Annotated in this window: 20 protein-coding genes; 7 read left to right on the top strand and 13 right to left on the bottom strand. The window is 67.7% G+C overall.

Features of this window, described 5'->3' with window-relative positions; all coding sequences use genetic code 11:
- The first annotated feature begins 5 nt into the window (after positions 1–5).
- The 3 genes from MNI96_RS11255 to MNI96_RS11245 all read left to right on the top strand — a co-directional run bounded on the left by MNI96_RS11255 (position 6) and on the right by MNI96_RS11245 (position 3,407).
- Entirely contained in the window at positions 6–794 is a 789-nt protein-coding gene (locus MNI96_RS11255) for a ChbG/HpnK family deacetylase (RefSeq protein ID WP_249693127.1), read from the top strand.
- A 318-nt stretch (positions 795–1,112) separates the two neighbouring features.
- Positions 1,113–1,802: a Crp/Fnr family transcriptional regulator gene (locus MNI96_RS11250; RefSeq protein WP_249693125.1), complete on the top strand. Its 690-nt coding sequence runs from the start codon at positions 1,113–1,115 to the stop codon at positions 1,800–1,802.
- Positions 1,803–1,973: 171 nt separating this feature from the next.
- Positions 1,974–3,407, top strand: a complete 1,434-nt coding sequence (locus tag MNI96_RS11245) for an amidase (RefSeq protein ID WP_249693123.1) — start codon at positions 1,974–1,976, stop codon at positions 3,405–3,407.
- 408 nt (positions 3,408–3,815) lie between these two features.
- Here MNI96_RS11245 and MNI96_RS11240 read toward each other — a convergent pair whose 3' ends face one another.
- The 6 genes from MNI96_RS11240 to MNI96_RS11215 all read right to left on the bottom strand — a co-directional run bounded on the left by MNI96_RS11240 (position 3,816) and on the right by MNI96_RS11215 (position 9,904).
- Positions 3,816–4,685: an isocitrate lyase/PEP mutase family protein gene (locus MNI96_RS11240; RefSeq protein WP_249693121.1), complete on the bottom strand. Its 870-nt coding sequence runs from the start codon at positions 4,683–4,685 to the stop codon at positions 3,816–3,818.
- Between the two features lie 40 nt (positions 4,686–4,725).
- Positions 4,726–6,000, bottom strand: a complete 1,275-nt coding sequence (locus tag MNI96_RS11235) for a TRAP transporter large permease (protein ID WP_249693119.1) — start codon at positions 5,998–6,000, stop codon at positions 4,726–4,728.
- 165 nt (positions 6,001–6,165) lie between these two features.
- A complete protein-coding gene (locus tag MNI96_RS11230; RefSeq protein WP_249693117.1) occupies positions 6,166–6,672 on the bottom strand; it encodes a TRAP transporter small permease in 507 nt (168 codons plus the stop codon).
- Positions 6,673–6,755: 83 nt separating this feature from the next.
- Entirely contained in the window at positions 6,756–7,754 is a 999-nt protein-coding gene (locus MNI96_RS11225) for a TRAP transporter substrate-binding protein (protein ID WP_249693115.1), read from the bottom strand.
- A 500-nt stretch (positions 7,755–8,254) separates the two neighbouring features.
- Positions 8,255–8,935: a DNA-3-methyladenine glycosylase I gene (locus tag MNI96_RS11220; RefSeq protein ID WP_249693112.1), complete on the bottom strand. Its 681-nt coding sequence runs from the start codon at positions 8,933–8,935 to the stop codon at positions 8,255–8,257.
- Between the two features lie 249 nt (positions 8,936–9,184).
- Positions 9,185–9,904: a protein phosphatase CheZ gene (locus MNI96_RS11215; RefSeq protein WP_249693110.1), complete on the bottom strand. Its 720-nt coding sequence runs from the start codon at positions 9,902–9,904 to the stop codon at positions 9,185–9,187.
- Positions 9,905–10,121: 217 nt separating this feature from the next.
- Between MNI96_RS11215 and MNI96_RS11210 the strand changes: the two genes are divergently transcribed.
- The gene (locus MNI96_RS11210; RefSeq protein WP_249693108.1) at positions 10,122–10,856 is read left to right on the top strand and encodes a DUF2927 domain-containing protein; all 735 of its coding nucleotides are present in this window, start codon (positions 10,122–10,124) and stop codon (positions 10,854–10,856) included.
- Positions 10,857–11,067: 211 nt separating this feature from the next.
- Positions 11,068–11,793: a L,D-transpeptidase gene (locus tag MNI96_RS11205; protein ID WP_249693106.1), complete on the top strand. Its 726-nt coding sequence runs from the start codon at positions 11,068–11,070 to the stop codon at positions 11,791–11,793.
- Positions 11,794–11,884: 91 nt separating this feature from the next.
- Here the strand turns inward: MNI96_RS11205 and glcF are convergent, their stop codons facing one another.
- The 3 genes from glcF to MNI96_RS11190 form a co-directional block, all read right to left on the bottom strand.
- Positions 11,885–13,219: a glycolate oxidase subunit GlcF gene (gene glcF / locus MNI96_RS11200; RefSeq protein WP_249693104.1), complete on the bottom strand. Its 1,335-nt coding sequence runs from the start codon at positions 13,217–13,219 to the stop codon at positions 11,885–11,887.
- A gap of 1 nt (position 13,220) precedes the next feature.
- Entirely contained in the window at positions 13,221–14,438 is a 1,218-nt protein-coding gene (locus MNI96_RS11195) for an FAD-binding protein (RefSeq protein ID WP_249693101.1), read from the bottom strand.
- Positions 14,439–14,499: 61 nt separating this feature from the next.
- Complete coding sequence (locus MNI96_RS11190) at positions 14,500–15,996, bottom strand: FAD-linked oxidase C-terminal domain-containing protein (protein WP_249693097.1); 1,497 nt, start codon at positions 15,994–15,996, stop codon at positions 14,500–14,502.
- A 183-nt stretch (positions 15,997–16,179) separates the two neighbouring features.
- Between MNI96_RS11190 and MNI96_RS11185 the strand changes: the two genes are divergently transcribed.
- Positions 16,180–17,139, top strand: coding sequence for a LysR family transcriptional regulator (locus MNI96_RS11185; protein ID WP_249693087.1), 960 nt, complete (start codon positions 16,180–16,182; stop codon positions 17,137–17,139).
- 222 nt (positions 17,140–17,361) lie between these two features.
- On the top strand, positions 17,362–17,760 hold the full coding sequence (locus tag MNI96_RS11180) for a c-type cytochrome (protein WP_249693085.1): 399 nt from the start codon (positions 17,362–17,364) through the stop codon (positions 17,758–17,760).
- 385 nt (positions 17,761–18,145) lie between these two features.
- Here the strand turns inward: MNI96_RS11180 and MNI96_RS11175 are convergent, their stop codons facing one another.
- From MNI96_RS11175 to MNI96_RS11160, 4 genes are all read right to left on the bottom strand, one after another.
- A complete protein-coding gene (locus tag MNI96_RS11175; RefSeq protein ID WP_249693083.1) occupies positions 18,146–19,489 on the bottom strand; it encodes a DUF3422 family protein in 1,344 nt (447 codons plus the stop codon).
- Between the two features lie 95 nt (positions 19,490–19,584).
- Positions 19,585–20,967, bottom strand: a complete 1,383-nt coding sequence (locus MNI96_RS11170) for a TRAP transporter large permease (RefSeq protein WP_249693080.1) — start codon at positions 20,965–20,967, stop codon at positions 19,585–19,587.
- A gap of 16 nt (positions 20,968–20,983) precedes the next feature.
- Positions 20,984–21,985 (bottom strand): TRAP transporter small permease subunit, encoded by a 1,002-nt coding sequence (locus MNI96_RS11165; RefSeq protein WP_249693078.1) that lies wholly within the window; start codon positions 21,983–21,985, stop codon positions 20,984–20,986.
- Between the two features lie 160 nt (positions 21,986–22,145).
- Positions 22,146–23,195, bottom strand: a complete 1,050-nt coding sequence (locus MNI96_RS11160) for a TRAP transporter substrate-binding protein (RefSeq protein ID WP_249693076.1) — start codon at positions 23,193–23,195, stop codon at positions 22,146–22,148.
- Positions 23,196–23,348 lie beyond the last annotated feature (153 nt).

Genomic DNA, 23,348 nt, shown 5'->3' with positions numbered 1-23,348 from the left:
CCGGCATGAAACGGATCCTCCTCACGTCAGCGGATTATGGGCTGGCCTTCGGCGTCGACCGGGCCCTGCGCGAGCTGATCTCGGCCGGCGCGCTCTCCGCCGTCGGGTGTCTCGTCGTCTCCGACCTGTGGTCGCGCGAGTACCTGCCGCTGCGCGACACGGTCGACAACGTCCGCCATCGCACGCTGGTCGGGCTGACGCTGACGCTCACCCGCCCCTTCGCGCCGCTGTCGGTGCGGGCGCGCGGCCAGTTCGGCAACGGCTTTCCCAAGGCGCGCTGGTGGCGTCTGCGGGGCGCGCTGCGCCTGCTGCCCGACGAGATGCTGGCCGAAGAGGTGGAGGCACAGATCACCTGTTTCGAGGAGTTCTACCAGCGCCCGGCCGACTTCCTGCATGTGGCGGAGGATCTGCTGGCCGTGCCGGCGCTCGCCCGTGTGGTGCTGAAGCAGGCCGGCCTGCGCCGCTGGCCCCCGCGCATCGTGATGCCGCAGCTCAGCCCGCGCGCGGCGGCCAGGTTCGTCCGTATGGCGCAGAATTTCGGCGTCAAGGTGCTGGAGCGCGGACCCGACTTTCCCGAGGCAATCGACGAAGCGACCCATGTTCAGCATCTGCGCCGCGGGATGGACGGGCTTTCCGACCGGACCGTCGTCTTCTGCCAGCCCGGCGAAATCGACGACCGGCTGCGGCGTGTCGAGCCGCGCGCGCGCCTCGACACGCGCAGCGCCCAATTGGCGTTCTTCCGCGGGGATACCTTTCCGCTGCTGCTGATGGAAAAGGATATTTTCCTGTACTGACAGCGACTTACAGCGCCGGAAAACGCGAAAACCGGCCCCCCGCGGGGATGGGGGACCGGTTTTTCGGGAGGGGCGCTGCCAGGTCAGGAGAGCAGCGCCTGTTGTTCCTGATATAGGGGCCGCCACGTCCGGTTACAGTGACGACGGTCACACAATCCGCTTTGCTGCGAGCGAAACCGCCGTAATATGGCCGGACGGGGCCAATCCGGCCCGGCGCGACGGGGCAGTCGTGCCGGCGCATCCTTCCAGTTCATGCGGCATTCATGCGCCGGCCCCGAGAATGCGCGTCCCAGGGGACGAAGAATCGAGGCAGGGTAGATGGTGGAACTGAGGAACTTCCTCGAGAACAGCTTCTCCATGGAGGGGCTGGACTGCAGCCTGGCCTCCGGCTTGGCCGCGCTGGCGCGGCCGATGTCGGTGAAGCCGGGCGCCATCCTGTTCGAGGCCGGCGATCCCGGCAACGGCTGCTATGCGATCCTCGAAGGTTCGCTGAAGGTCTCGATCGTCAGCGTCGAGGGCGACGAGCAGCTGCTGGCCGTGCTCGGCCCCGGCGCCATCGTCGGCGAACTGGCGCTGCTCGACGGGCGGGCGCGTTCGGCCACCGTCACCGCGCTGAAGCCAACCCGCCTCGCCTTCATCGAAAAGCACGCGTTCGAGCGGTTCGCCGACGAGAACCCGGCGCTCTACCGCCACATGCTCTACATCGTCGGCCAGCGGCTGCGCCAGGCCAACGACGTATTGGCCGCGCGCTCGTTCCTGCCCCTGCCCGGCCGTGTCGCCCAGACCCTGCTGCAGCTCGCCGACACGTTCGGCAAGCCGGTCGACAAGGACCGCATCCTGATCCACTACAAGCTGTCGCAGGCCGACATCGCCAACATGGCCGGGGCGGCGCGCGAGAATGTCAGCCGCGTCCTCAACGACTGGAAGCGCGCGGGCACGATCAGCCGGATCTCCGGCTACTACTGCCTGGAAAATCCGGACTGGCTGCGCCGCGCCTCGGCGCTGTAGGAGCTGGCCCCTTTCAGCCGGCCCGCCCTTGGCATTCGCCGCGGAACATGTGACATTTCAAGTCACTGGCGCGAGGGAGGCTCTTGTCTCCCGCGCGCTTGCCCGCCCCGTTTGCCGCTGTCGGTCGTCGCGTGCCGACAGCCGGCAGTTCCAGCCCGAAGGGTCCCGTTCATGTCGTCACAAGAGCTGCTCGAGCTGTCCGCCATCGAGCTTTCGCGCAAGATCCATGGCCGCGAGGTATCGGCCCGCGAAGTGATGGAGGCGACGCTCGCGCGGATCGACGCAGTCAATCCGACGATCAACGCCATCGTCTCGCTGCGCGACGGCGACGCGCTGCTGGCCGAGGCCAATGCTGCGGACGAAGAGCTCGCCGCCGGGCGCTCGCGCGGGCCGCTGCACGGAATTCCGCAGGCGATCAAGGACCTGGCGATGACCGCCGGCATCCCGACGACCATGGGTTCGCCGGTCTTCGCCCGCCAGGTGCCGGAGGAGGACGGCATCCAGGTGGCGCGCATCCGGGCGGCCGGGGGCCTCATCATCGGCAAGACCAACGTGCCGGAATTCGGCCTCGGCTCGCATACCTACAACCCGCTGTTCGGGCCGACGCGCAACCCGTACGACAGGACGCGCAGCGCCGGCGGCTCCAGCGGCGGCGCGGCGGCGGCGCTGGCCGCGCGCATGCTGGTGGTGGCCGACGGCAGCGACATGATGGGCTCGCTGCGCAATCCGGCCGGTTTCTGCAACGTGCTGGGCATGCGGCCGAGCTACGGCCGCGTGCCGTCGGGGCCGGGCCCGGAGAGCTTCTTCGACGGGATGGCGACGGAAGGGCCGATGGCGCGCAGTGTCGACGACCTGGCGCTGCTGCTGTCGGTGCAGGCCGGGTACGACCCGCGCGCGCCGCAATCGCTGCCGGGCGACGGGTCCGAATTCGTGCCGCCGATCCGCTCCGACATCGCCGGCCTTCGGGTCGGCTGGCTCGGCGATCTTGGCGGCCATCTGCCATTCGAGCCGGGACTGCTCGAGCTGTGCCGGGCGGCGGTCGACGTCTTCGCCGGGCTCGGCTGCCGGGTCGAGGAGCCGGCGCCGGGCTTCGATGCGGAGCGGGTGTTTCAGGCCTGGGCGGATCTGCGGAGCTGGCGGGTTGCCGGAAAGCTCGGCGGCCTCTATGAGGCGGCGGCGACCCGCGACAAGCTGAAACCGGCGGCAATCTGGGAAATCGAGCGCGGCCGCGTGCTGACGCCGGCGCGGCTGGAAGAGGCCAGCGTGGTGCGCAGCGCCTTCCACCGGGCGGTGCTGCGGCTGTTCGACCAGGTCGACATCCTGATCCTGCCGACGGCGCAGGTGTTTCCCTTCGACGTCGATCTGGACTGGCCCGAGGAGGTCGGCGGCCGGGCGATGGACACCTACCACCGCTGGATGGAAGTCGTTGTTCCGGCAAGCCTTCTGGGCCTGCCAGTGGTCGCGGTTCCGGCCGGTTTCTCGGCTGAAGGACTGCCGGCCGGCATCCAGATCATCGGCCGGCCGCGCGACGATCTCGGCGTCCTGCAGGCGGCAAAGGCCTATGAACAGGCGACCGACTGGCTGGCGCGCAAGCCGGCGCTTTGAACGAAAAAGGAGGCCGCTCCGGGGGAGAGCGGCCTCCTGGCCGGCAAGCCGATCGGGTAGGCGTTCCGGCTGAGACCGAAAGCGTTGGTCGAGCGGCGGATCGGGAAAGCCGTCGCACCTTGGGTCTCGGCGAAATTACGCAGGGCTCACGGCGATAGATCACAGCGGAGCGACTTCGCCATGCGATCTCACTCAAGTCTTTGAAGATAAAGAGAAATCAGTTTCGAGAATTTTCGAGATGAATTTTGCAAAATTTCGAGAAATTTTGCGTTTTCCGATCCAAACCCGTCTCAATTTTCTCGAAATCGGGGCACGGCGCGGATTTCGGCCGCCATCGAGCCCTTATCCCCGCCGAGCGGCACGGACGGCAAACGGCTTATCCCCGCCTGCCGTCCCTGTGAGATAGTGTCAATCGCGACGGTCGGCGTAGTTCGCCTCTTCCTCGTAATAGGCGTCGAAGCCAACCGCCTTGCGCAGGGAGGGGAAGTCGAGCAGCGCCTCGTCGGGATGGCGGCCTGCCTTGATCACCTGCAGCGCCTCCTGCATGGCGCGCGTGACGGCGGAGAGCAGGGTCAAGGGATAGGCGGCGAGCCGGTAGCCGATGCGCTGCAGCTCGGCATGGGGCAGGAGCGGCGTGGCGCCGCCCTCGACGAGATTGGCCATGTGGATGCCGGGCACCTCGCGGCAGATCCGCACCATCTCCTCGACGGACTGCGGCGCCTCGACGAAGAGCAGGTCGGCCCCGGCATCGCGGAAGGCGGCCGCACGCTCCAGCGCCTCGTCGAGCCCGTGGCCGTGGCGGGCGTCGGTGCGGGCGAGGATGAGAATGTCGGCCCCCTCCTCGCGGGCATCGACCGCCGCCTTGATGCGGTTGACGGCCTCCGCGCGGTCGACGACCAGCTTGCCGCGGGTGTGGCCGCAGCGCTTGGGCGCGACCTGGTCCTCGATCATGATCGCGGCAAAACCGGCCTGGGCGTAGCCGCGCACCGTGCGCTTGACGTTGAGGGCATTGCCGTAGCCGGTGTCGCCGTCGCCGATGACCATTGCGCCGGTCGCCGCGCAGACGTTGCGGCCGGTATCGACCATCTCGCCATAGGAGATGAGGCCGGTGTCGGGCGCGCCGATGCGGGCCGCCGAGACGGCAAAGCCCGACATGAAGGTGACGGGAAAGCCGGCGTCGCCGATCAGCTTGGCCGACAGGCCGTCGAAGCAGCAGGGCATGACCGTGAGCGGGGTCGCGGCGAGATGGGCACGAAGACGCGCGGCGGGAGAGGACATGAGCTTGCCTTTTCGCTGGAAACCGGGCGGCGGCGCGCGCCTACAGCCGGAAGGGGATGTAGAGCGCGACGGCGGGCCACCAGAAGATGATGGCGGCGCTGGCCAACATGATCACGAGGAACGGCAGGACGCCGGTCGCGACCTCGCCCATGCTCGCCTTTCCGACCGCCTGTATCACATAGAGATTGAGACCGACAGGCGGGGTGATCAGGGCGCATTCGATCATGATGACGAAGAAGACGCCGAACCAGATCGGATCGATGCCGAGCGCCATCAGCGCACCGGAGAGCACCGGCACCATGATCAGGATCATCGACAGGGATTCCAGGAACAGGCCCATGACCAGCAGGACGAGGGCGACGACCAGCACGAACATGCCGGCGGTCGCGATGTGTTCCGACAGGAACAGCGAGATGTCCTGGGGAATGCGGTAGAGGGTGATCGCCTTGCCGAAGACCTTGGCGCCGGCGACGATCAGCAGGATCGCCACGGTGGTGGTCATGGCCTCGGCGACCGCGTCGCGGAACTTCGGCCAGTCGAGGGTGCGCAGCACCGGCCCGACGACGATCAGCGAGCCGAGGAAGCCGATGGCCGCCGCCTCGGTGGGTGTGAAGATGCCCATGTAAATGCCGGCGATGACGAAGGCGGCGAGCAGCACGGTCGGGAAGGCGCGGATGGCGGTGCGCCGGCGCTCGTCCCAGGTGGCGCGCGGGCTCGGCTGATAGTCGGCGGCAAAGCTCGCATAGAGCACCGACCAGGCGATGAACAGCACCATCAGCAGCAGGCCCGGACCGACGCCGGCCAGGAACAGGGCGATGATCGATTCCTCGGTGATGACGCCGTAGACGATCATCGGGATCGAGGGCGGAATGAGAATGCCGAGCGTGCCGCCGGCGGCCAGAAGGCCGAGCACGAAGCGGCGGGGATAGCCGCGCGAGGTCATCTCCGGGATCGCCACGGTGCCGATGGTCGCGGCCGTGGCCACGGAGGAGCCGGAGATCGCCGCGAAGATGCCGCAGGACAGGATGGTGGCAATGGCAAGGCCGCCCGGCCAGTGGCCGACCCAGGCCTGCACGGCAGCGAAGAGATCGCGCCCGACGCCGCCCTTCAGCAGCACGTTGGACATCAGGAGGAACAGCGGCACGGCGATCAGCACGAAGCTGTCGGCCGCCGACAGCAGCCCTTGCGGCACCATGAGCGGCGAGAAGCCGCCGAAATAGAGCAGGCCGAAGCCGAGGCCGGTCATGGTGAAGGCGACCGGCACGCCGACCAGCAGCAGGGCGAAGAGCGCCAGGAGGATGAGGATGGTGGTCATCTAGGTCGTGGACTCACAATTGTGCCGGAAACGGCGTCCGTTCGGGCAATGATATGCCAGGAGGAGCGCGATGGCCGGGGCAGGTCCCCCGGCCGAGCGATCCGACGCCGCAGTGAGATGCTCGAACGGCGCCCTTCGGGTAGGCCAGAATTGTGAGTTCACGACCTAGTGCTCCACGGAGCCGCGCGGCAGGTCGTCGACCCCGCCGATGGCGACGCGCAGCGCCTCGACGAGCGCCTGCAAGCCGAGCAGCGCGAAGCAGGCCGGAAGCGAAACCTGCGACCACCAGGCCGGCAGGTCGAGCATGGAGCCGGTGGTGCGGCCGCGATGGAAGGAATCGTAGGCGATGCCGGCGCCGTCATGGACGATGACGGCGGCAAGCCCGGCAATGAAGAGCAGGACGAACACTTCCTGCACCTGCCGCAGGCGGGGCGAGAGGTGATCGGTCAAGAGGGTGATGGCGATGTGCTGGCGCCGGTGCAGCAGGATCGCCGCGCCGCCGAAGGTGGCCCAGACCAGCAGCATGCGCGCCAGTTCCTCGGCCCAGATGGTCGGGGCGATGAAGACATAACGCATCACCACCTCGTAGCCGAGCATCAGGGCGGTGGCGAAATAGGCCCAGCCCGCCACCGTCCCGGCCAGTCGGGACACGGCGTCGATCACACGCAGCATCGGGTCAATCCCAGCTTGATTGCGGAAGGTCCGGGTGCGCCGGGGCGAAACGGGCCGCCCCGGCGCTCATCCCGAAAAGGGGATCAGTTCTTAAGGGCGCGGGCGGCCTCGAGGACCTTGGCGCCGAGTTCGCCCGAATCGGCGAGGAACTGGTCGTAAACCGGCTGCGCGGCGGCTTCCCAGGCAGCGATTTCCTCGGCGGTCGGCTCGTAGATGGTCATGCCGTTCTCCCGAGCGGCCTGGTAGGAGGCGGCCTCGATGCTCGACATACGGTCGCGCACGTCCTTCTCGGCGAACAGGGCCGCCTCGGTGATCCAGGCGCGGTGCTGCTCCGGCAGGCCCTGCCAGAACTGCTCGTTCACGACGACGATGAACTCGATGTCGGCGTTGTTGGTCACGGTGATCGTGTCCATGACCTCCCACAGGCGACGGCTGTCGACGCCGGACACGCCGGTCATGCCGACATCGACGGTGCCGCGCTGGTAGGCGATGTACTGCTCCGAGCCGGAGACCAGGGTCGGCGCGCCGCCGGCAGCCTTGATCCACTCGCCGAGCGTCTTGCCGAACACGCGGACCTTCTTGCCCTTCAGGTCGGCCGGGGTTCGGATCGGCTCGCCCTTCGACAGCAGCACGGAGCCGCCATAGGCCTGCCACCACACGACACGGGCGCCGGTCTCGAGAATCGCCTCGTCGAGCGGGCCACGCACCGGGCTGCCCGGAGCAACCGCCTTGCGCACCAGGTCCTCGCTGTTGAGCAGGAACGGCATGTAGAAGACGTCGACCGCCGGCACGTCGCCGACATAGCGGGTCAGCGAGGCGACGCCCATCTCGATGGCGCCGGAGCCGACGGCCTGCGGCACCTCGTTGTCCTTGTAGAGCTGGGCCGAGTCGTAGATCTCGACCTTGATGTCGCCACCGGAGATCTCCTCGACCTTCTGCTTGAACAGGGTCACGTTCTCGCCGAGATGGCTCTTGAGCGGCAGCTGCAGCGTGATGCGCAAGGTGGTGGTGTCGGCGAAGGCCGCGGAGGCGGTCATCGCAAGGCCGGCGGCAAGGCCGATGGCATAGCGTGCGAATTTCATGTCAGTCCTCCCGTGGGCAGCGCGTTGCGCGCCCCAAGCGACGCCGTTTGCCGGCGCCTGTCGTTCCGACAAGGAGACCGCTGCGGAACCGACGGAAGACGGGACCCGTCCCCGCCCTTCCCGGTCGCTTCCTGGCGCCCCCTCGTGGCAAATGCCATGTCAGCTAAGCCCAAGCGCGGAGGCCGCGCAACCTCCATGTGCCTGCCGGGGCAACTGAACCTGAGGAGAAACCGCGAGGGCAGCGGCGGACGGTGCGGCGTCGCGCCGGGAAGACGCTAAAGGAAGGCTGGAGCGACAAACGCTGGCCGAGGGCGCCAATGGATCCCTGCTCTCCGGCTTCGCCTGCGGCCGGGATGACGGCCTGAGGGTGAGGCACCGCCGTCGCGTTCTCCTCTGCCCTCGCATTCCCTCAGCCGCAACCCCGGACGAGTATCGCGAGATCCGAAGGCTATTGGTTGCCAGAGCGGCTGAGGGGCTGCGAGGGAGGAAAGGCCTCGTCTTCAGGTCGGGCGGACCAGCGCCTGCCGCTGCCGCTCCGCCTCCTCGCGCACGCAGCAGCCCTCGAGATGGTCGTTGACCAGGCCCATGGCCTGCATGAAGGCGTAGACCGTGGTGGGACCGACGAAGCTCCAGCCGCGCTTCTTGAGGTCCTTCGACAGCGCGCGGGAGGCCGGCGTCTGCGCCAACACCGAGACCGAGGCATGGTCGCAGCGCGCGGGCCGGTCCTGGGGCCCTGGCTCGAAGCTCCAGAAATAGGCGGCGAGCGAGCCGCGCTCGGCGGCAAGATCGCAGGCGCGGCGGGCATTGTTGATGGTCGAGACGATCTTGCCGCGATGGCGGACGATGCCGGCATCCTGCAGCAGCCGTTCCACATCGGCATCGCCGAAGCGCGCCACCGCCTCGAAGTCGAAGCCGGCGAAACCGGCGCGGAAGCTCTCCCGCTTGCGCAGGATGGTCAGCCAGGACAGGCCCGACTGAAACCCCTCCAGGCAGATCTTCTCGAACAGGCGCCGGTCGTCGGTGACGGGACGACCCCATTCATGATCGTGATAGACGAGATAGTCCTGCTTGTTGCCGTGCCACCAACAGCGGTGGCGGCCGTCCTCGCCGCGCAGCAGGCCCGGCGGCAGGTCGTCCTGCACCGAGGCCTCGCCGCCCATGCCATCTATCGCCTCGCCCATCGTCTCTCCTTTCGGCGCACCCGTACGCCAGATCGTTCACTTTTTGTTCGAATAGCAGGAACGGCAAGGCTTGTGAAGCGATGCCACTTTTTCGCTCGCGCCGGGCTCCGGCTCCGCGGGGGCGGGCGAAAGCCCGGGCCGCGGTCGCGGGCTCGTTCCGGCTCGCGGGTTCTCCGCTCGCCTCCACCGTCCGAAGCCCGCCGCCGCGATGGCGACGGAGGCAAGGGATGACGGGGGACGTGGACGCGCTCAGGCGAACAGCGCGTCGATATCGTCCTGGCTGGCGAGGCCTTCGTCGGTCTCCAGCGCCGGGCCGTTGAGCAGGGCCGCGTCGCCCTCGCGGGTCGGCTGCTCTTCCGGGGAGATCGACTTGAAGCTCTCGATGCCGCCCCAGATCTCCATCATGCGGATGATGCGGTCCTCGATGAAGCGCAGCGTGTTGATGACCTTGGTGATGCGCTGGCCGGTGAGGTCCTGGAAGTTGCAGGATTCGAAGATCTGGACGACCTTCTCCTGGATGTCGTGGGCAAGCTCCGCGTCCTGGCCGCGCAGGCGCGCCGCCAGCGTGTTGGCGGTCTCGTCGATGAATTCGGCCGCAGACAGGATGCCCTCGGTCGCCCCTTCCGTCCCGCTGACAACCGCGTCGAGCTCGTTGGTGACCCGGCTCATCTCGTGGCTGTCCTGCCCGGTCGTGTGGTGCAGGGTGGCGATCTCGCGCTTGGTCTTGGCGATCGCCTCGTAGATCGAATCGAGCTCGGCCTTGAGCTTGACCGCCTCGCCCAGCTCCTTCTTGAACTGCTCCAGGACCTGGTTGCCGACCTCCTCGGCCGGGCGAATCATCGCCTTGATCGCGGAAATCTCCGCCATCAGGGCATGGTACTGGATACCCGGCCCCTGAGCCGCCGCCCCGCCAGCGCTCGGCTGCTGCAAGAGGCTCTCGGCTCTAAAGGCTCTTCTTGTGGCCATCATGGTGGGGCTTGTCTCCACGTCTTCCAGGGCAGGTTGTACCGGGGGGGCGTCGGAAATACGTATAGCCGCAGAGATTTAAGGAATTGTTCCGGCGCCTCTGCCGCGACGGCAATTGCCTGCCGCAGCGCGATTTTGCGTTCCGATCCCCTGCCCGGTTCTGTATGCTCGACCCCGGCGGCCGACGCCTGACCTGAAATGCCGTACCGGAATCGCGATCTTGCGCCGACCGCTGTCGAGACTGATCCTGCTGCTCTGCCTTGCCCTACCGGCCTTTTCCGGCAGCACGGCATCGTCGTCGGCCGCGCCGCACACCTTCTCCACCGAGGAACTGATCGACGGCTTCATGAAGACGGTCTTCGGTCTGGAATACCGCTCGTGGAGCTGGCAGCCCTATCTCGTCAAGAAATATGCCGGACCGGTGCGCTTCTACGTCCACAACATGGCAACCCGAAACCGCAGGCCGATCGTCTACCGGTTCATCGAGCAGATGGGCAAAGGGATTCGCGGGCTGTCGACGATCGTCGTACCGACGCCGGCGGAAGCGAATTTCCACGTCTATGTGGTCGACCGGGGCCAGTATCGCGACGTGGTCCGCCGGCACATCTACAAGGATCCGACCGCCGACGTGCCGGGCCGTTGCCTGGTGCGGGTCGTCTCCGACCGGCGCGGCATCTCGCAATCGGCGGCGGTGATCGTCTCCGACGAGGGCGACTTCCTGTTCCGCCGCTGCCTGGTGGAGGAGCTGCTGCAGGGCCTGGGCCCGATGAACGACGACACCTCGCTGTCGCATTCGGTGTTCAACGACCGCTCGCGCCACAGCCGCTTCACCACGTTCGACCGGCTGCTGCTCAACATGCTCTACCATCCCAGCATCAAGCCGGGCATGAGCCTGGAGCAGGTCCGGCCCCTGCTGCCGGCGATCGTGCGCCAGGTGCGCCCGCTGGTGAACTGAGGCAAGGCCGGCGTTAACCGGCAAGCGCCCCCGATTCACCGGGCGTTGACCATGTCCTTCAACGGTGCGCTAACCAAGCGGAGAGAAAGCGGCCCGTCTTGCCGCAAGGTTTACGATTGACTGCCGCGCAGCCGCTAGTTTCGAACGAACCGCCCGTGCCCTGCCGCCCCGGCGGTGCCCGTGGTGCGACGAAGAGGTTGCGAGTACGTCGATGCAGCGAACAGGATTCCTACTTGCCGCGGCGATGCTGGCCGGCGCGATGGCGCTGTCCCCTGCCGAGGCCGACTATCGCAGCGGCGCCGGCGCGCCGCCGCTTCTGCTCAGCCCGGACCTGACCGAGCCCTGGGTGCTGCAGCTGCAGCCCCATCGCCGGCAGATGCGGGCGCAGGTGACCACCCGGCCGGTGATGCGCCAGCCGCAGCGCATGGAGCGGGTGCGCCACATGGGCGTCGCCCCCGGCGCGGCCCCGCAACAAAAGGTGCAGCGCCAGGTCGACCCGCGCTTCCTGCCGACCACCGTCGCCTATGACGGCAAGCACAAGCCCGGCGACATCGTCATCGACACCGAGGCGCGCTATCTCTACCTCATCGAGAAGGGCGGCTTCGCCCGCCGCTACGGCGTCGGCGTCGGCCGTCCGGGCTTCGAATGGGCCGGCACGCACAAGGTGACGCGCAAGGCCGAGTGGCCGGACTGGCGCCCGCCGGCGGAAATGCGCAAGCGCCAGCCGAACCTGCCGGTGCACATGGCCGGCGGCCCGAAGAACCCGCTCGGCGCGCGCGCCCTCTATCTCGGCTCGACGCTCTACCGCATCCACGGCTCGAACGAACCCTGGACCATCGGCCGGGCCGTCTCCTCCGGCTGCATCCGCATGCGCAACGAGGACGTGATCGACCTGTACGACCGGGTGCCGGTCGGCGCGAAGGTGCACGTTCTCTGAACCCGCTTTGCTGCAAGTTCCCCGCAAGCAAGACCCCCGGACGGTTCCGCCGCCCGGGGGTTTTTCGTTTGTCGGTCCGGCAAATGCCGCCTCAGGCGGAAGCCATCAGCCCGGCCTCGCCCAGGAGCGCCGGCTCCGGGCCGCCATAGGCCCAGTCGAGCAGCAGCACCGTGTGCAGCACCGGCAGCTGCGTCCCGCTGCCGATCTGGGTGATGCAGCCGACATTGCCGGTGGCGACGAGATCGGGCGCGGTCTTCTCGATATTGGCGACCTTGCGGTCGCGCAGGCGCCGGGCGATGTCCGGCTGCAGGATGTTGTAGGTGCCGGCCGAGCCGCAGCACAGATGCCCCTCCGGCACGTCGCGCACGGCGAAGCCGGCCGCCGTGAGCAGCTGCTTCGGCTGGCGGGTGATCTTCTGCCCGTGCTGCATGGAGCAGGCCGAGTGGTAGGCGACCGTCAGACCCGTCTTGCGCACCGGCGCGCCGAGGTCGAGGCCGGTCAAGTACTCGGTGACGTCCTTGGCCAGCGCGGAGACCCTGGCGGCCTTTTCCGCATAGGCCGGATCGTCCTTCAGCATGAAGCCGTAATCCTTGATCGTCGTGCCGCAGCCGGACGCGGTGATCAGGATGGCATCGAGCCCCTCGCCCTCGATCTCACGCGTCCAGGCATCGACATTGCGGCGGGCGTCGGTGAGCGCCTCGTCCTCGCGGCCCATGTGATGGACGAGCGCGCCGCAGCAGCCCTCGCCCCTGGGTAGCACCACCTCGACGCCGGCGCGGTTGAGCAGGCGGACGGTCGCCTCGTTGATTTCCGGCGCCAGCACCGGCTGGGCGCAGCCGGTCAGAAGCGCGACGCGGCCCTTGCGCGCGGCGGCAGCGGCGGGCGGATAGGCGCTCCCCGGCTTCAGCGAGGACGGCGAGGGGGCCTTCATGGGCGCCAGCGAAAGCATCGCGCCCAGCGATTTGAACGGGCCTCCCATCGCCCGCAGCACGCCGGCGAAGGGTCGGGCGTAGAAGGCGGCGGCCAGCGACAGGCGGAAGCGGCCGGGATGCGGCAGCACGAAGGCCAGCAGCGAGCGCACCATCCGGTTGCCGAGCGGGCGGCGATAGGTCTTCTCGATATGGGCGCGGGCATGGTCGACCAGGTGCATGTAGTGCACGCCCGAGGGGCAGGTCGTCATGCAGGAGAGGCAGGACAGGCAGCGGTCGATATGGCGCACGGTGCGCGCATCGGCCGGCCGGTCGTTCTCCAGCATCTCCTTGATGAGGTAGATGCGGCCGCGCGGGCTGTCGAGCTCGTCGCCGAGCAGGGCGAAGGTCGGGCAGGTCGCCGTGCAGAAGCCGCAATGGACGCACTTGCGCAGGATCTTTTCCGACTCCGCCATGTGCGGGTCGGCAAGCTGATGGATGGAGAAACTGGTCTGCATGTCAGTGTCCCGCCGTCATGCGGCCCGGGTTGAGGATGCCGTGTGGGTCGAACTGCTCCTTGAGCCGGGCCGAAAGGGCGGCAAGCGGGGCCGGCTGGGGCTGGAACACGGGGATGGAAGAGCGCAGCGGTGCAGGCGCGCGCACCAGGGTCGCATGGCCGCCGCCGCAAGCGGCGATGGCGGCGCGGATCGCCTCGGCGCGGGCATCAGTGCCCGGCACGGCGAGCCAGACGAGGCCGCCCGACCAGTCGTAGAACGCCTTGCAGGCGAACCGACCGGCAAGCTGCGCGACGACGGCGGCACCGGCGGTCGGAGCGACGGAGAGCCGCCAGACGAGATCGTCCGTGCCGGCGAAGGCCTCTGCGTCGCGCACCGCCCGCCACAGGGCGCGGGAGGCGTCCGCCTCCACCCGCACGACCGGCCGGTCGGCGCCGAGCAGGGCGCGCAGCTGCTCGAAGCGGTAGTCGACGGAGGGGCCGAAGCCCTCCAGCCGCAACAGGGTCGAGGGACCGGAGAGCGTATGGCCGCGCGCGGCAAGATCCTGCGCGGCGGCCGCGGGCAGATGGGCGGCGGCCGAGACCTCGGCCGAGGAGCCCATGGCGGCGGTCATCGCCGTGGCCGCCTCGGCATCGCCGAGGCCGGAGAGCAGGAATGTCGCCTCGGTCTGCGCCCGCGGCAGCACCTTCAGCGTGATGCGGGTGGCAACCGCCAGCGTGCCCCAGGAGCCGGTCAGGGCGCGCGGCAGGTCGTAGCCGGTGACGTTCTTCACCACCCGGCCGCCGGAATGGAAGATCTCGCCGCGCCCGGAGACCGCGTCCATGCCGAGCACATGATCACGCGCTGCCCCGTGCTTCAGCCGCTTGGAGCCGGCAAGGTTGGCGGCGATGACGCCGCCGAGCGTGCCCTGCCCCGCCGGGTTGCCGAGCAGCGGCCCGTAGTCCAGCGGATCGAAGGCAAGCTCCTGATTCTTCGCCGCCAGCGCCGCCTCGATCTCGGCGATCGGCGTGCCGGGCAGCGCGGTGAGGACCAGTTCCTCCGGCTCGTAGAGCTCGATGCCGGCAAGGCCGGACATATCGAGCACGTGGCCGGCCTGCACCGGGCGCCCGAGGGCGCGCTTGGAGGCCTGGCCGACGATTTCCAGCGGCTCGCGCTCGGCCGCCGCCCAGCGGACGACGTCGCGGGCCTCCTCCGCCGTGCGCGGCTTGAACGTGTCGGGCATCTTGATCTTCTCGTCCTGGCTTGCGGGTTCGAGATTGGCGCTTCTTCGGAAGCGCGAACTGTCAGAAGCGCGGAATGTCCGGGAAGGGCAGCTGCCCCTTGCTGACATGCATGCGTCCGAGCTCCGCGCAGCGGTGCAACTCCGGGAACACCTTGCCCGGATTGAGCAGCTGCTTGGGGTCGAAGGCGCACTTGACCCGCTGCTGCTGCTTGAGGTCGTCCTCGGAGAACATCACCGGCATCAGGTCGCGCTTCTCGATGCCGACGCCGTGCTCCCCGGTCAAGACGCCGCCGACCTCGACGCACAGCCGCAGGATGTCGGCGCCGAAATCCTCCGCCCGCTCCAGCTCGCCCGGCTTGTTGGCATCGTAGAGGATGAGCGGATGCAGGTTGCCGTCGCCGGCATGGAAGACGTTGGCGCAGCGCAGCCCGTGCTTTTCGGAGAGCTCGCGCATGCGGGCGAGGACCTGCGGCAGGGCGCGGCGGGGAATGGTGCCGTCCATGCACAGATAGTCGGGCGAGATGCGCCCCACCGCCGGAAAGGCCGACTTGCGCCCGGCCCAGAAGGCGAGACGCTCCTCCTCCGAGGTGGAGACGCGCAAGGAACTGGCGCCGTTGCGCCGGGCGATGGCCTCGACCTCGGAAAGCAGATGGTCGACCTCGGCCTCGGGCCCGTCGAGCTCGACGATCAGCAGCGCGCCGGCCTCGCGCGGGTAGCCGACATTGACGAAGTCCTCGGCGAAGTTGATGGCAAGCTCGTCCATCATCTCCATGCCGCCGGGAATGATGCCGGCGCCGATGATCTCGGCGACGCACTGGCCGCCGGCCTCGCTGGAGGGGAAGCCGACGAGCGCGGCTCGCGCCGTCTCCGGCTTCTGCAGGATGCGCACGGTGACCTCGGTGACGACGCCGAGCAGGCCTTCCGACCCGGTCATCAGCGCAAGCAGGTCGTAGCCTTCCGAATCGAGATGCTTACCGCCGAGGCGGATCACCTCGCCGGTGATCAGCACCATTTCCAGGCCGAGCACGTTGTTGGTGGTCAGCCCGTATTTCAGCGAGTGCACGCCGCCGGAATTTTCCGCGATGTTGCCGCCGATGGAGCAGGCGATCTGCGAGGAGGGATCGGGCGCGTAGTAGAAGCCGAGATGCTCGACCGCGCGGGTGATGCCGAGATTGGTGACGCCGGGCTGGGCGACGACGGCGCGGTTGGCGGCATCGATGTCCAGCACCTTGTTGAACTTCATCATCGACATGAGCACGCCGTCGCCGAGCGGCAGGGCGCCGCCCGACAGCGAGGTGCCGGCGCCGCGCGGGACGACCTTGACGCCGTTCTCGTGGCAATAGCGCAGCACGGCCGAGACCTGCTCGACGGTTTCCGGCAGGACCACGACCATCGGCATCTGGCGATAGGCGTTGAAGCCGTCGGTCTCGTAGACCCGCATGCCGATGTCGGTGTCGATGACGCCCTCGCCCGGCACCATCTCCTTCAGGGCACGCACGATCTCCTCGCGACGCGACAGGACGGCCTCGTCCGGCCGTGGCATGGCAATGCCGCTCATGTCGTTTCCTCCCTCGACACAATCGCGCCGCTTTTTAGATCCGGCGGGCGTCATCCCGCGTAATATCAAGGTTGAGACAGTTTTGCGATGCCGGACGGCAACGGCACCCCGCGAAACATGCCAGACGGCTTGTCCGTTATAAAGCGTTGAAGATTTACAAGAACCAAGTCCGGTGCGTTGAAAATGACCGATTTTCCCGACATGGAAATCTTCGCCAGGGTGGTGGCTGCCGGCAGCATGTCCGCCGCCGGGCGCGAAATGGGCCTGTCTCCCGCCGTGGTGTCGAAACGGCTGCGCCGGCTGGAAGACCGGCTGGGCACAAGGCTGCTGCAACGCACGACCCGCCAGCTGGCGCTGACGGAGGCGGGACAGGGCTACTACAAGCGGGTGGTGGCGATCCTCGCCTCGATCGAGGAGGCGGAGACCTTCGTCACCCGCCGCTCGGCGCTGGCGCGCGGCACGCTGAAGGTCAGCGCGCCGACCGCTTTCGGCCGCATGCATATCGCCCCGCATCTTGGTGCGTTCCTCGCCGACAATCCGGACCTGTCGTTCAATCTGGACCTGTCCGACGAGTTCATCGACATCGTCGGCGAAGGCTACGACCTCGCCATCCGCATCGCCGAGCTGGAGGATTCCAGCCTCGTCGCCCGGCGGCTGGCGCCGGTGCACCGGGTGCTGTGCGCCGCCCCGTCCTATCTGGAGCGCTGCGGCGCGCCGCAGACCATCGAGCAGCTGCAGAACCGGCATGCCTGCATCTCAACCACCCAGCAGGAGACCTGGCGACTGGCCGGGCCGCAGGGCATCGAGATCGTGCGCACGGGCGGGCCGATCCGCACCAATTCCAGCGAGGTGGTGCGCGAGGCGCTGCTGGCCGGGCTCGGCATCGCGCTGCGCTCGACCTGGGACATCGGCCCGGAGCTGCGCGAGGGCAAGCTGCGCATCGTGCTGCCGCACTATCGCGCCTCCAAGAATGTCGGCCTGCATGCGGTCTACCCCAGCCGCCGCTTCCTGCCGGCCAAGGTGCGGGTGTTCATCGACTTCATGGCGAAGCTCTACGGCCCCTCCCCCTATTGGGACGACGGGCTGGACCAGTGGCTGGCCCAGCCCGAGAAAAGCGTGGCAGAGGCGCTGGCCGACGGCTGAGACGGACCATCACACGCGGCGGCGCCCGCTGCCCCAATCGAGAAGCAGAATTGACTTCGAATTGGCCGAAAGGGACTCTCGTTTCGAAAAAATGCGACATGTTGCCTCGGCAGGGGCAGGATGACGCGCGGCGGTATCGTGCTAGTGTTCCCGCCGTCTGCAAGCCAGGCGAAAGACGGACCAGCGTCCGACCGTTCGAAGAGAAGTCTTGGGAGAAAGTCTATGAAACGTCTTGTGTTGCTGGCCGGCGCCGCCGTGCTCGCATTCTCCGCGAGCGCCCAGGCCGAGGGCGATGCCGCTGCAGGTGAGAAGGTGTTCCGCAAGTGCATGGCCTGCCATGCCGTCGGCGAGGGCGCCAAGAACAAGGTCGGCCCGCAGCTGAACGGCGTCGTCGACGCGGCCTGGGGCCATATCGAGGACTACAAGTATTCGCCGGCGCTGCTGGAAGGCAAGGAAGCGGGCAAGACCTGGGATGCCGAGACGCTGTCGGCCTATCTCGAAGCGCCGAAGAAGGTCATCCCGAAGGGCAAGATGGCGTTTGCCGGCCTGAAGAAGGAAGACGAGCGCGCCAACGTGATCGCCTATCTGGCGCAGTTCGCCGCCGACGGCAGCAAGAAGTGACCCGCCCCGCCGCGGGCGGGAGCGCATGACGCGCGCATCAGCGACATGAGAGTTTGAAGGGAGCCGTTCCCCCGAGCGGCTCTCTTTTTTGTTTTTGGAGCGCGGGAGAGGGCGCCTGACTCTCTGGCGTCCTCCCGGGCAAGTGAAGCGCGAGCCGGGACCGGCGAGCCGAGGGCGCTTGTGGTAGCGCTCCGGAACGCCGGTGGCGGCTGCCTTCGCGCCACCATCCGCCCCAGCGGATACTGGATACCTGCCTTCGCAGGTATGACAGCGGTGGAGGTGGTGATGCGCTGCCGCCTCATGCTTGCCGAGGGTGCCAATGGTTCCCGGCTCTGCGCTTGCGCGCGGCCGGGATGACGGCCGTGGAGGTGGCGCCCCCTCCTCCTCACCCCTCGCCGTGGTCTTCCTCGCTGTGGTGGCGGCGGATGCGGCGGACGGTGAGGAAGACGGCGGCGAGCACCACCGGCACGGCAAGGCCGGTCATCAGCTCGGGCGAGGGCAGCATGGCTGCCAGCGGCCCGGTCTTGGCGCCCTTGGCGAGATAGGCGATCAGCCCGACCACGTAGTAGCTGACGGCGGCGACCGAGAGGCCCTCGACCGTCTGTTGCAGGCGCAGCTGCAGCCGGGCGCGGCGGTTCATGGCGGCGAGCTGCGAGCGGTTGTGCTCCTGCAGCTCGACGTCGACGCGGGTGCGCAGCAAGGTGGCGGCACGGGCGAGCTTTTCCGACAGCTTGACCTGGCGCTCCTCGAGCGTCTCGCAGGTGCGCATGGCGGGTGCCAGCCGTCGCGACAGGAACTGGGTGAAGGTGAAATAGCCGTCCTGCTGGTCCTCGCCGAAGGTTTCCAGCCGCTGGCGGACGATGCCGTAATAGGCCCGGCTGGCGCCGAAGCGATAGGCGCTCTCGGCCGCGCTCGCCTCCAGGTCGGCGGCAAGGCGCATCAGCTCGCCGAGCAGGGCGCGGTTGGCCTCCAGCCCGTCGCTGGTGCGCATGCGCTCGGCCAGCGCCAGCAGCGCATCCTCGATGGCCGAGACGCGCGGCATCTGGCGCTGCGCCTCGGCAAGGCCGAGCATGGCGAAGAGGCGGTAGGTCTCCAGCTCCAGCAGCCGCTGGCACTGGGCGCCGGCCTGCACGGGCGACAGCGAGCGGTCGCCGACGAGGATGCGGGTGAGGCCGTCGCGGTCCTGGCGGAAGTCGGTGGCGATGAGCGAGGCGCCGCCGCCGGTCTGCGAGACGCACAGGCTGGTGCGGTCGAACAGGGCGAAGCGCCGGGAAAAGGCCTCCCCGTCCGCCGGCACCACGTCGCAGCGCACGGCGACCATCATCGGGCCGGGCGCGCGGAAGCGGGCGCCGAAGGGATGGCCGGCGGGCGCCGCCTCGGCCGGAGCGGCGGCATCGAGCGGCCCGTCCCATGTATAGGTGAGGAACTCGCCGTGCCGCTCGCGGCGCAGCACCCCCTCGCCGATCTCCACCAGATGATGCCGTTCGGCCTCGCCCGGCCCCTGCAGGCCGAGGGAGCGGCAATAGCCGGCGAACCAGTCGCGGTCCGCCTCCACGCCCGCATCGTCGACGGTGAAGCCGTAGCGCAGGAAGACGCGCGGCCCGACGAGCGGCCGGAACGGGCGGGCGTGCAGCTCGCCGAGGACGAGATCGCGGGCGGGATGGGGCGCAAAGCCGGGAAGATGCGGCTCGCCCACAGGCGGCTGCCCGTTGCTGTCGCTGTCCGCCATGCCCAGCCCCCCGCTTGCCGAAATCCCGTCCGCGCAAAGAAATGCCCCGCCCGCGCGGGTAAACGCGCGGGCGGGGCAGCATTAGGCCACAGACGTCAGTTGCCGAGCAATGCGTTAGGTAGCCACAGGACGATGCCCGGGAAGAGCATGCACAGCGCAAGACCCATGAGCTGCAGCATCACGAAGGGAATGATGCCCCTGTAGATGTGCTGGATCGTCACGCCCGGAGGCGCCACGCCCTTCATGTAGAAGAGCGCGAAGCCGAAGGGTGGGGTCAGGAACGATGTCTGCAGGTTCGTCGACACGAGGATCGTGAACCAGATCAGCGCCACCTCGCCGACGCCCTCGAACCCGGCCAGATGGTCGCCGAAGTCGAGGCCGGCGACGATCGGTCCGAAGACCGGCAGCACGATCAGGGTGATCTCGACCCAGTCGAAGAAGAAGCCGAGGAAGAACACCATCCCCATCAGCACGAAGAGGATCCCCCAGGGGCCGACGCCTGCCCAGGCGATGAACTCGTCGATCAGCGCATCGCCGCCGAGCCAGCGGAACACCAGCGAGAAGCAGGTGGCGCCGAGGAAGATGCCGAACAGCATGGCGCCGGTGAGCGCCGAGCGGTAGCAGACATCCTTCATCACCTGGAAGGTGAGCTGGCGGTTGAGGAAGGCGAGCAGCGTGGAGCCGAGGGCGCCGACGCCGGCGGCCTCCGTCGGAGTGGCGAGACCGGCGAAGATCGAGCCGAGCACCACGACGATCAGGAAGACCGGCGGGATGAAGCTCCTCAGGATCATCGTCCAGAATTCGCCCCGGGTGGACGGGCCGATGTCGTCGGGCAGCGGCGGGGCGAGCTGCGGTCGGATGCGGCACAGCACGATGATGTAGATCGTGTAGAGCGCCGACAGCAGCAGGCCCGGAACGATGGCCGCGACGAACACGGTGCCGACCGGGATCGACATCAGGTCCGACATGATCACCAGCATGATCGACGGCGGGATCAGGATGCCGAGCGTGCCGGAGGCGGCGATGGTACCGGTCGCCAGCGGGATGTTGTAGTTGCGCTCCAGCATCACGGGCAGCGCCAGCAGGGTGATCATCACCACCGAGGCGCCGATGATGCCCGTCGTCGCGGCCATGATCGTGCCCATCAGCGTCACCGACAGGGCAAGGCCGCCCGGCACCCGCCGCGTCAGCACCTGCAGGCATTGCAGCAGGTCCTTCGCGACGCCGGATTTTTCCAGCATCGTGCCCATGAAGGTGAACATGGGAATGGCCACCAGCACCGGGTTTTCCATGGTGCTGCCGAAGATGCGGCTGGGCAGGATAACGAGGCGGGCGACGTTGAAGGCGCCCAGTTCCTGGGCCAGGAATGCGAAGCCGAGGCCGACACCGCCGAGGATGAAGGCGACGGGAAAGCCGGTGAACAGCAGCAGCGCGAGCGCCACGAACATGTAGATCGGCAAAAGTTCCACGAAAGTCATGTTTCGAGCTCTCCGATCAGTCCGTAATCGGCCCGTTGGTGACCACATCCTTCGGCAGGTCCGCGTGATGCGTGCCGGCATAATCGCCGGAGCGCTCGTTCAGGTAGGACGGGCCGAAGAGATAGACGACGCAACGCAGCGCAGCGGAGACGCCGGCGGTGAACAGCAATGCGAAGCCGAGAGGCAGCATGCCCTTGATGATCCAGCGATGGCTCAGGCCCGTCTGGGCGGCCGAGACCTCGCCGATCTCGTAGGACTTGCTGGCATACATCCAGCCGAACTCGACGATGAGGTAGCAGTAGGTGAGCAGGAACAGGAGGATGCCCGCCAGTTCCATCCACACCCGGGCGCGCTGGGACAGCCGGTCGCGGATCAGTTCGATGCGCACATGCCCGTCGGCCCGGTAGGCGAAGCCGAGGCAGAGCAGGAACAGCGTCGCATGCAGATGCCACTCCATTTCCTGCAGCTTGGTGCTGTCGACATAGAACGACGTGTCCATGATCGACGTGTCGAAGTCGAGCCACTTACGCTGGCTGACATCGTAGAAGATGATCAGCATCAAGGGCACGAAGAGCCAGGAGGCCAGCTTGCCGGCGCCCACGACCACGCGGTCGAAGTCGTCGGACGTGTCGAGCATGGTCTCGTAGGCCCGCGGCGCGCGGGTACGAAAGATGAGCAGGGTGATCGTCAGGATCGCCAGCGATCCGATGAGGCCCGAAAGGCCGTCGTATTTGCGGAAGAAGCCGAGCGGATTGACGTCCAGCGAGGTGAGGACGGCCGTCATTCCGCTGTCGGTGACCGCAAAGACGAAGGCGGCCAGAACCATGGCGGCGACGGCGAGCGACACGCGCCCCCCGAGAAAACCGCCGAGGATGCCGAGCACGAAGCCCGCAGCGCACAGGATAGAGGTAGAGGTATAGGCAGGAATGCCTAGCTCTACCATATAGGCAGGAATGCCAAGCTCAAACGCCGCGACGAGTGAAGCCGCGATGCCGGCAAGGCTGATCAGCGTTGACATGGGAACTCTCTCCCCGACCGGGTAATCGGTGGACCGTACGGCTGCGCGGTCGGCGTCCGGCTCGCCGTCGGGCGCGGCGACCTTGTCGGCCACTCGCGCAAACGACGGGTCCGCACCACCGGTTCAGACGGTGCGGACCCGCCCTGTCAGGCGATCCGGGTTACTTCTTCTTGAGGTAACCGATGTCGGACCAGATCGTGTATTCCTCGCGGAACTTGGAGAGCGACTCCCAAGCCTTCACGAAGTTCGGGTTCGCGGCCTTCTCTTCCTCGACGACCTCGTTCCAGGCTGCCTCGAGAGACTCCAGGATCGCCGGATCGAACGTCTTGAGGTTGACGCCCTGCTTCTCCAGTTCGGCGAGCGCCGAAGCCTGGATGGCCTCGCCCTCGGCAATGCCGTAGATCATGTTGGCTTCGCAGACGGTCTCGAAGATGGCCTTGGTCTGGTCGTCCAGTGCGTCCCACTCGGCCTTGTTCATCATCAGGTCGAACATGGTCGACTGCTGATGCCAGCCCGGGAAGTAGTAGTACTTCGCCACCTGGTAGAAGCCGAGCTTCAGGTCAATCGCCGGCATGGAGAACTCGGTGCCGTCGATGGTGCCGAGTTCGAGCGCCGGGAAGATGTCGCCGCCGGCGAGCAGCTGCGTCGACACGCCGAGCTTCTGCATGACCTTGGCGCCGAGGCCGAAGAAGCGCATCTTCAGGCCCTTGAGATCGTCGACGGTGTTGATCTCCTTGCGGAACCAGCCGGCAGCCTCGGGCGCGATGACCGCACAGATCAGCGACTTGATGCCGTAGGCGCCGTAGATCTCGTCGAGCAGCTCCTGGCCGCCGCCGAACTTCAGCCACGCGACATATTCCGGAGCGCTCGGGCCGAACGGCACGGCCGCGAAGAGCGCGAGCGAGCTGTCCTTGCCGGTCCAGTAGCCCGGGGTCGACCAGGCCGCCTGCACGGCGCCCGACGCCACGGCGTCGAAGGCCTCCAGCGCCGGAACGATGGCACCCGGCTCCTGGAACTTGAGGTTGATCTCACCGCCGGAAACCGCGGCAAGGCGCTCGGACACGAGCTTTCCGAGCGTGCCGAGCTGCGTCAGCGAGCCCGGATAGGTCGACTGAAGATCCCAGTCCAGCTTGTCCAGCGCGACGGCCGGCGATGTCGCACCGATCGCAAGAGACGCTGTTACGGCAACTGCAGAAATGAAAGATTTCACGTTCAGGTCCTCCCTAGGAACATTGTGCGCTCCAGGGACCGGACACCGACGACAACACAGCGGACGCAATGCCCGGCAATGCCCCGACGTCGAGCGCTCCCCATCGCGCAACAGGACGGACACGGATGCCTGCCTTTGCCGGCAGATTGTCGC

This window comes from Stappia sp. WLB 29 (assembly GCF_023507705.1).
GTDB lineage: Bacteria > Pseudomonadota > Alphaproteobacteria > Rhizobiales > Stappiaceae > Stappia.
Note: the sequence above shows the minus strand (reverse complement) of the source record. Positions and strands in the feature narration are given on the sequence as shown.

Excerpts from the sequence above, each read along its gene's own strand:
- MNI96_RS11255 (WP_249693127.1), top strand. The coding sequence starts at position 6 with ATGAAACGGATCCTCCTCACGTCAGCGGATTATGGGCTGGCCTTCGGC.
- MNI96_RS11250 (WP_249693125.1), top strand. The coding sequence starts at position 1,113 with ATGGTGGAACTGAGGAACTTCCTCGAGAACAGCTTCTCCATGGAGGGG.
- MNI96_RS11245 (WP_249693123.1), top strand. The coding sequence starts at position 1,974 with ATGTCGTCACAAGAGCTGCTCGAGCTGTCCGCCATCGAGCTTTCGCGC.
- MNI96_RS11240 (WP_249693121.1), bottom strand. The coding sequence starts at position 4,685 with ATGTCCTCTCCCGCCGCGCGTCTTCGTGCCCATCTCGCCGCGACCCCG.
- MNI96_RS11235 (WP_249693119.1), bottom strand. The coding sequence starts at position 6,000 with ATGACCACCATCCTCATCCTCCTGGCGCTCTTCGCCCTGCTGCTGGTC.
- MNI96_RS11230 (WP_249693117.1), bottom strand. The coding sequence starts at position 6,672 with ATGCTGCGTGTGATCGACGCCGTGTCCCGACTGGCCGGGACGGTGGCG.
- MNI96_RS11225 (WP_249693115.1), bottom strand. The coding sequence starts at position 7,754 with ATGAAATTCGCACGCTATGCCATCGGCCTTGCCGCCGGCCTTGCGATG.
- MNI96_RS11220 (WP_249693112.1), bottom strand. The coding sequence starts at position 8,935 with ATGGGCGAGGCGATAGATGGCATGGGCGGCGAGGCCTCGGTGCAGGAC.
- MNI96_RS11215 (WP_249693110.1), bottom strand. The coding sequence starts at position 9,904 with ATGATGGCCACAAGAAGAGCCTTTAGAGCCGAGAGCCTCTTGCAGCAG.
- MNI96_RS11205 (WP_249693106.1), top strand. The coding sequence starts at position 11,068 with ATGCAGCGAACAGGATTCCTACTTGCCGCGGCGATGCTGGCCGGCGCG.
- glcF (WP_249693104.1), bottom strand. The coding sequence starts at position 13,219 with ATGCAGACCAGTTTCTCCATCCATCAGCTTGCCGACCCGCACATGGCG.
- MNI96_RS11195 (WP_249693101.1), bottom strand. The coding sequence starts at position 14,438 with ATGCCCGACACGTTCAAGCCGCGCACGGCGGAGGAGGCCCGCGACGTC.
- MNI96_RS11190 (WP_249693097.1), bottom strand. The coding sequence starts at position 15,996 with ATGAGCGGCATTGCCATGCCACGGCCGGACGAGGCCGTCCTGTCGCGT.
- MNI96_RS11185 (WP_249693087.1), top strand. The coding sequence starts at position 16,180 with ATGACCGATTTTCCCGACATGGAAATCTTCGCCAGGGTGGTGGCTGCC.
- MNI96_RS11180 (WP_249693085.1), top strand. The coding sequence starts at position 17,362 with ATGAAACGTCTTGTGTTGCTGGCCGGCGCCGCCGTGCTCGCATTCTCC.
- MNI96_RS11175 (WP_249693083.1), bottom strand. The coding sequence starts at position 19,489 with ATGGCGGACAGCGACAGCAACGGGCAGCCGCCTGTGGGCGAGCCGCAT.
- MNI96_RS11170 (WP_249693080.1), bottom strand. The coding sequence starts at position 20,967 with ATGACTTTCGTGGAACTTTTGCCGATCTACATGTTCGTGGCGCTCGCG.
- MNI96_RS11165 (WP_249693078.1), bottom strand. The coding sequence starts at position 21,985 with ATGTCAACGCTGATCAGCCTTGCCGGCATCGCGGCTTCACTCGTCGCG.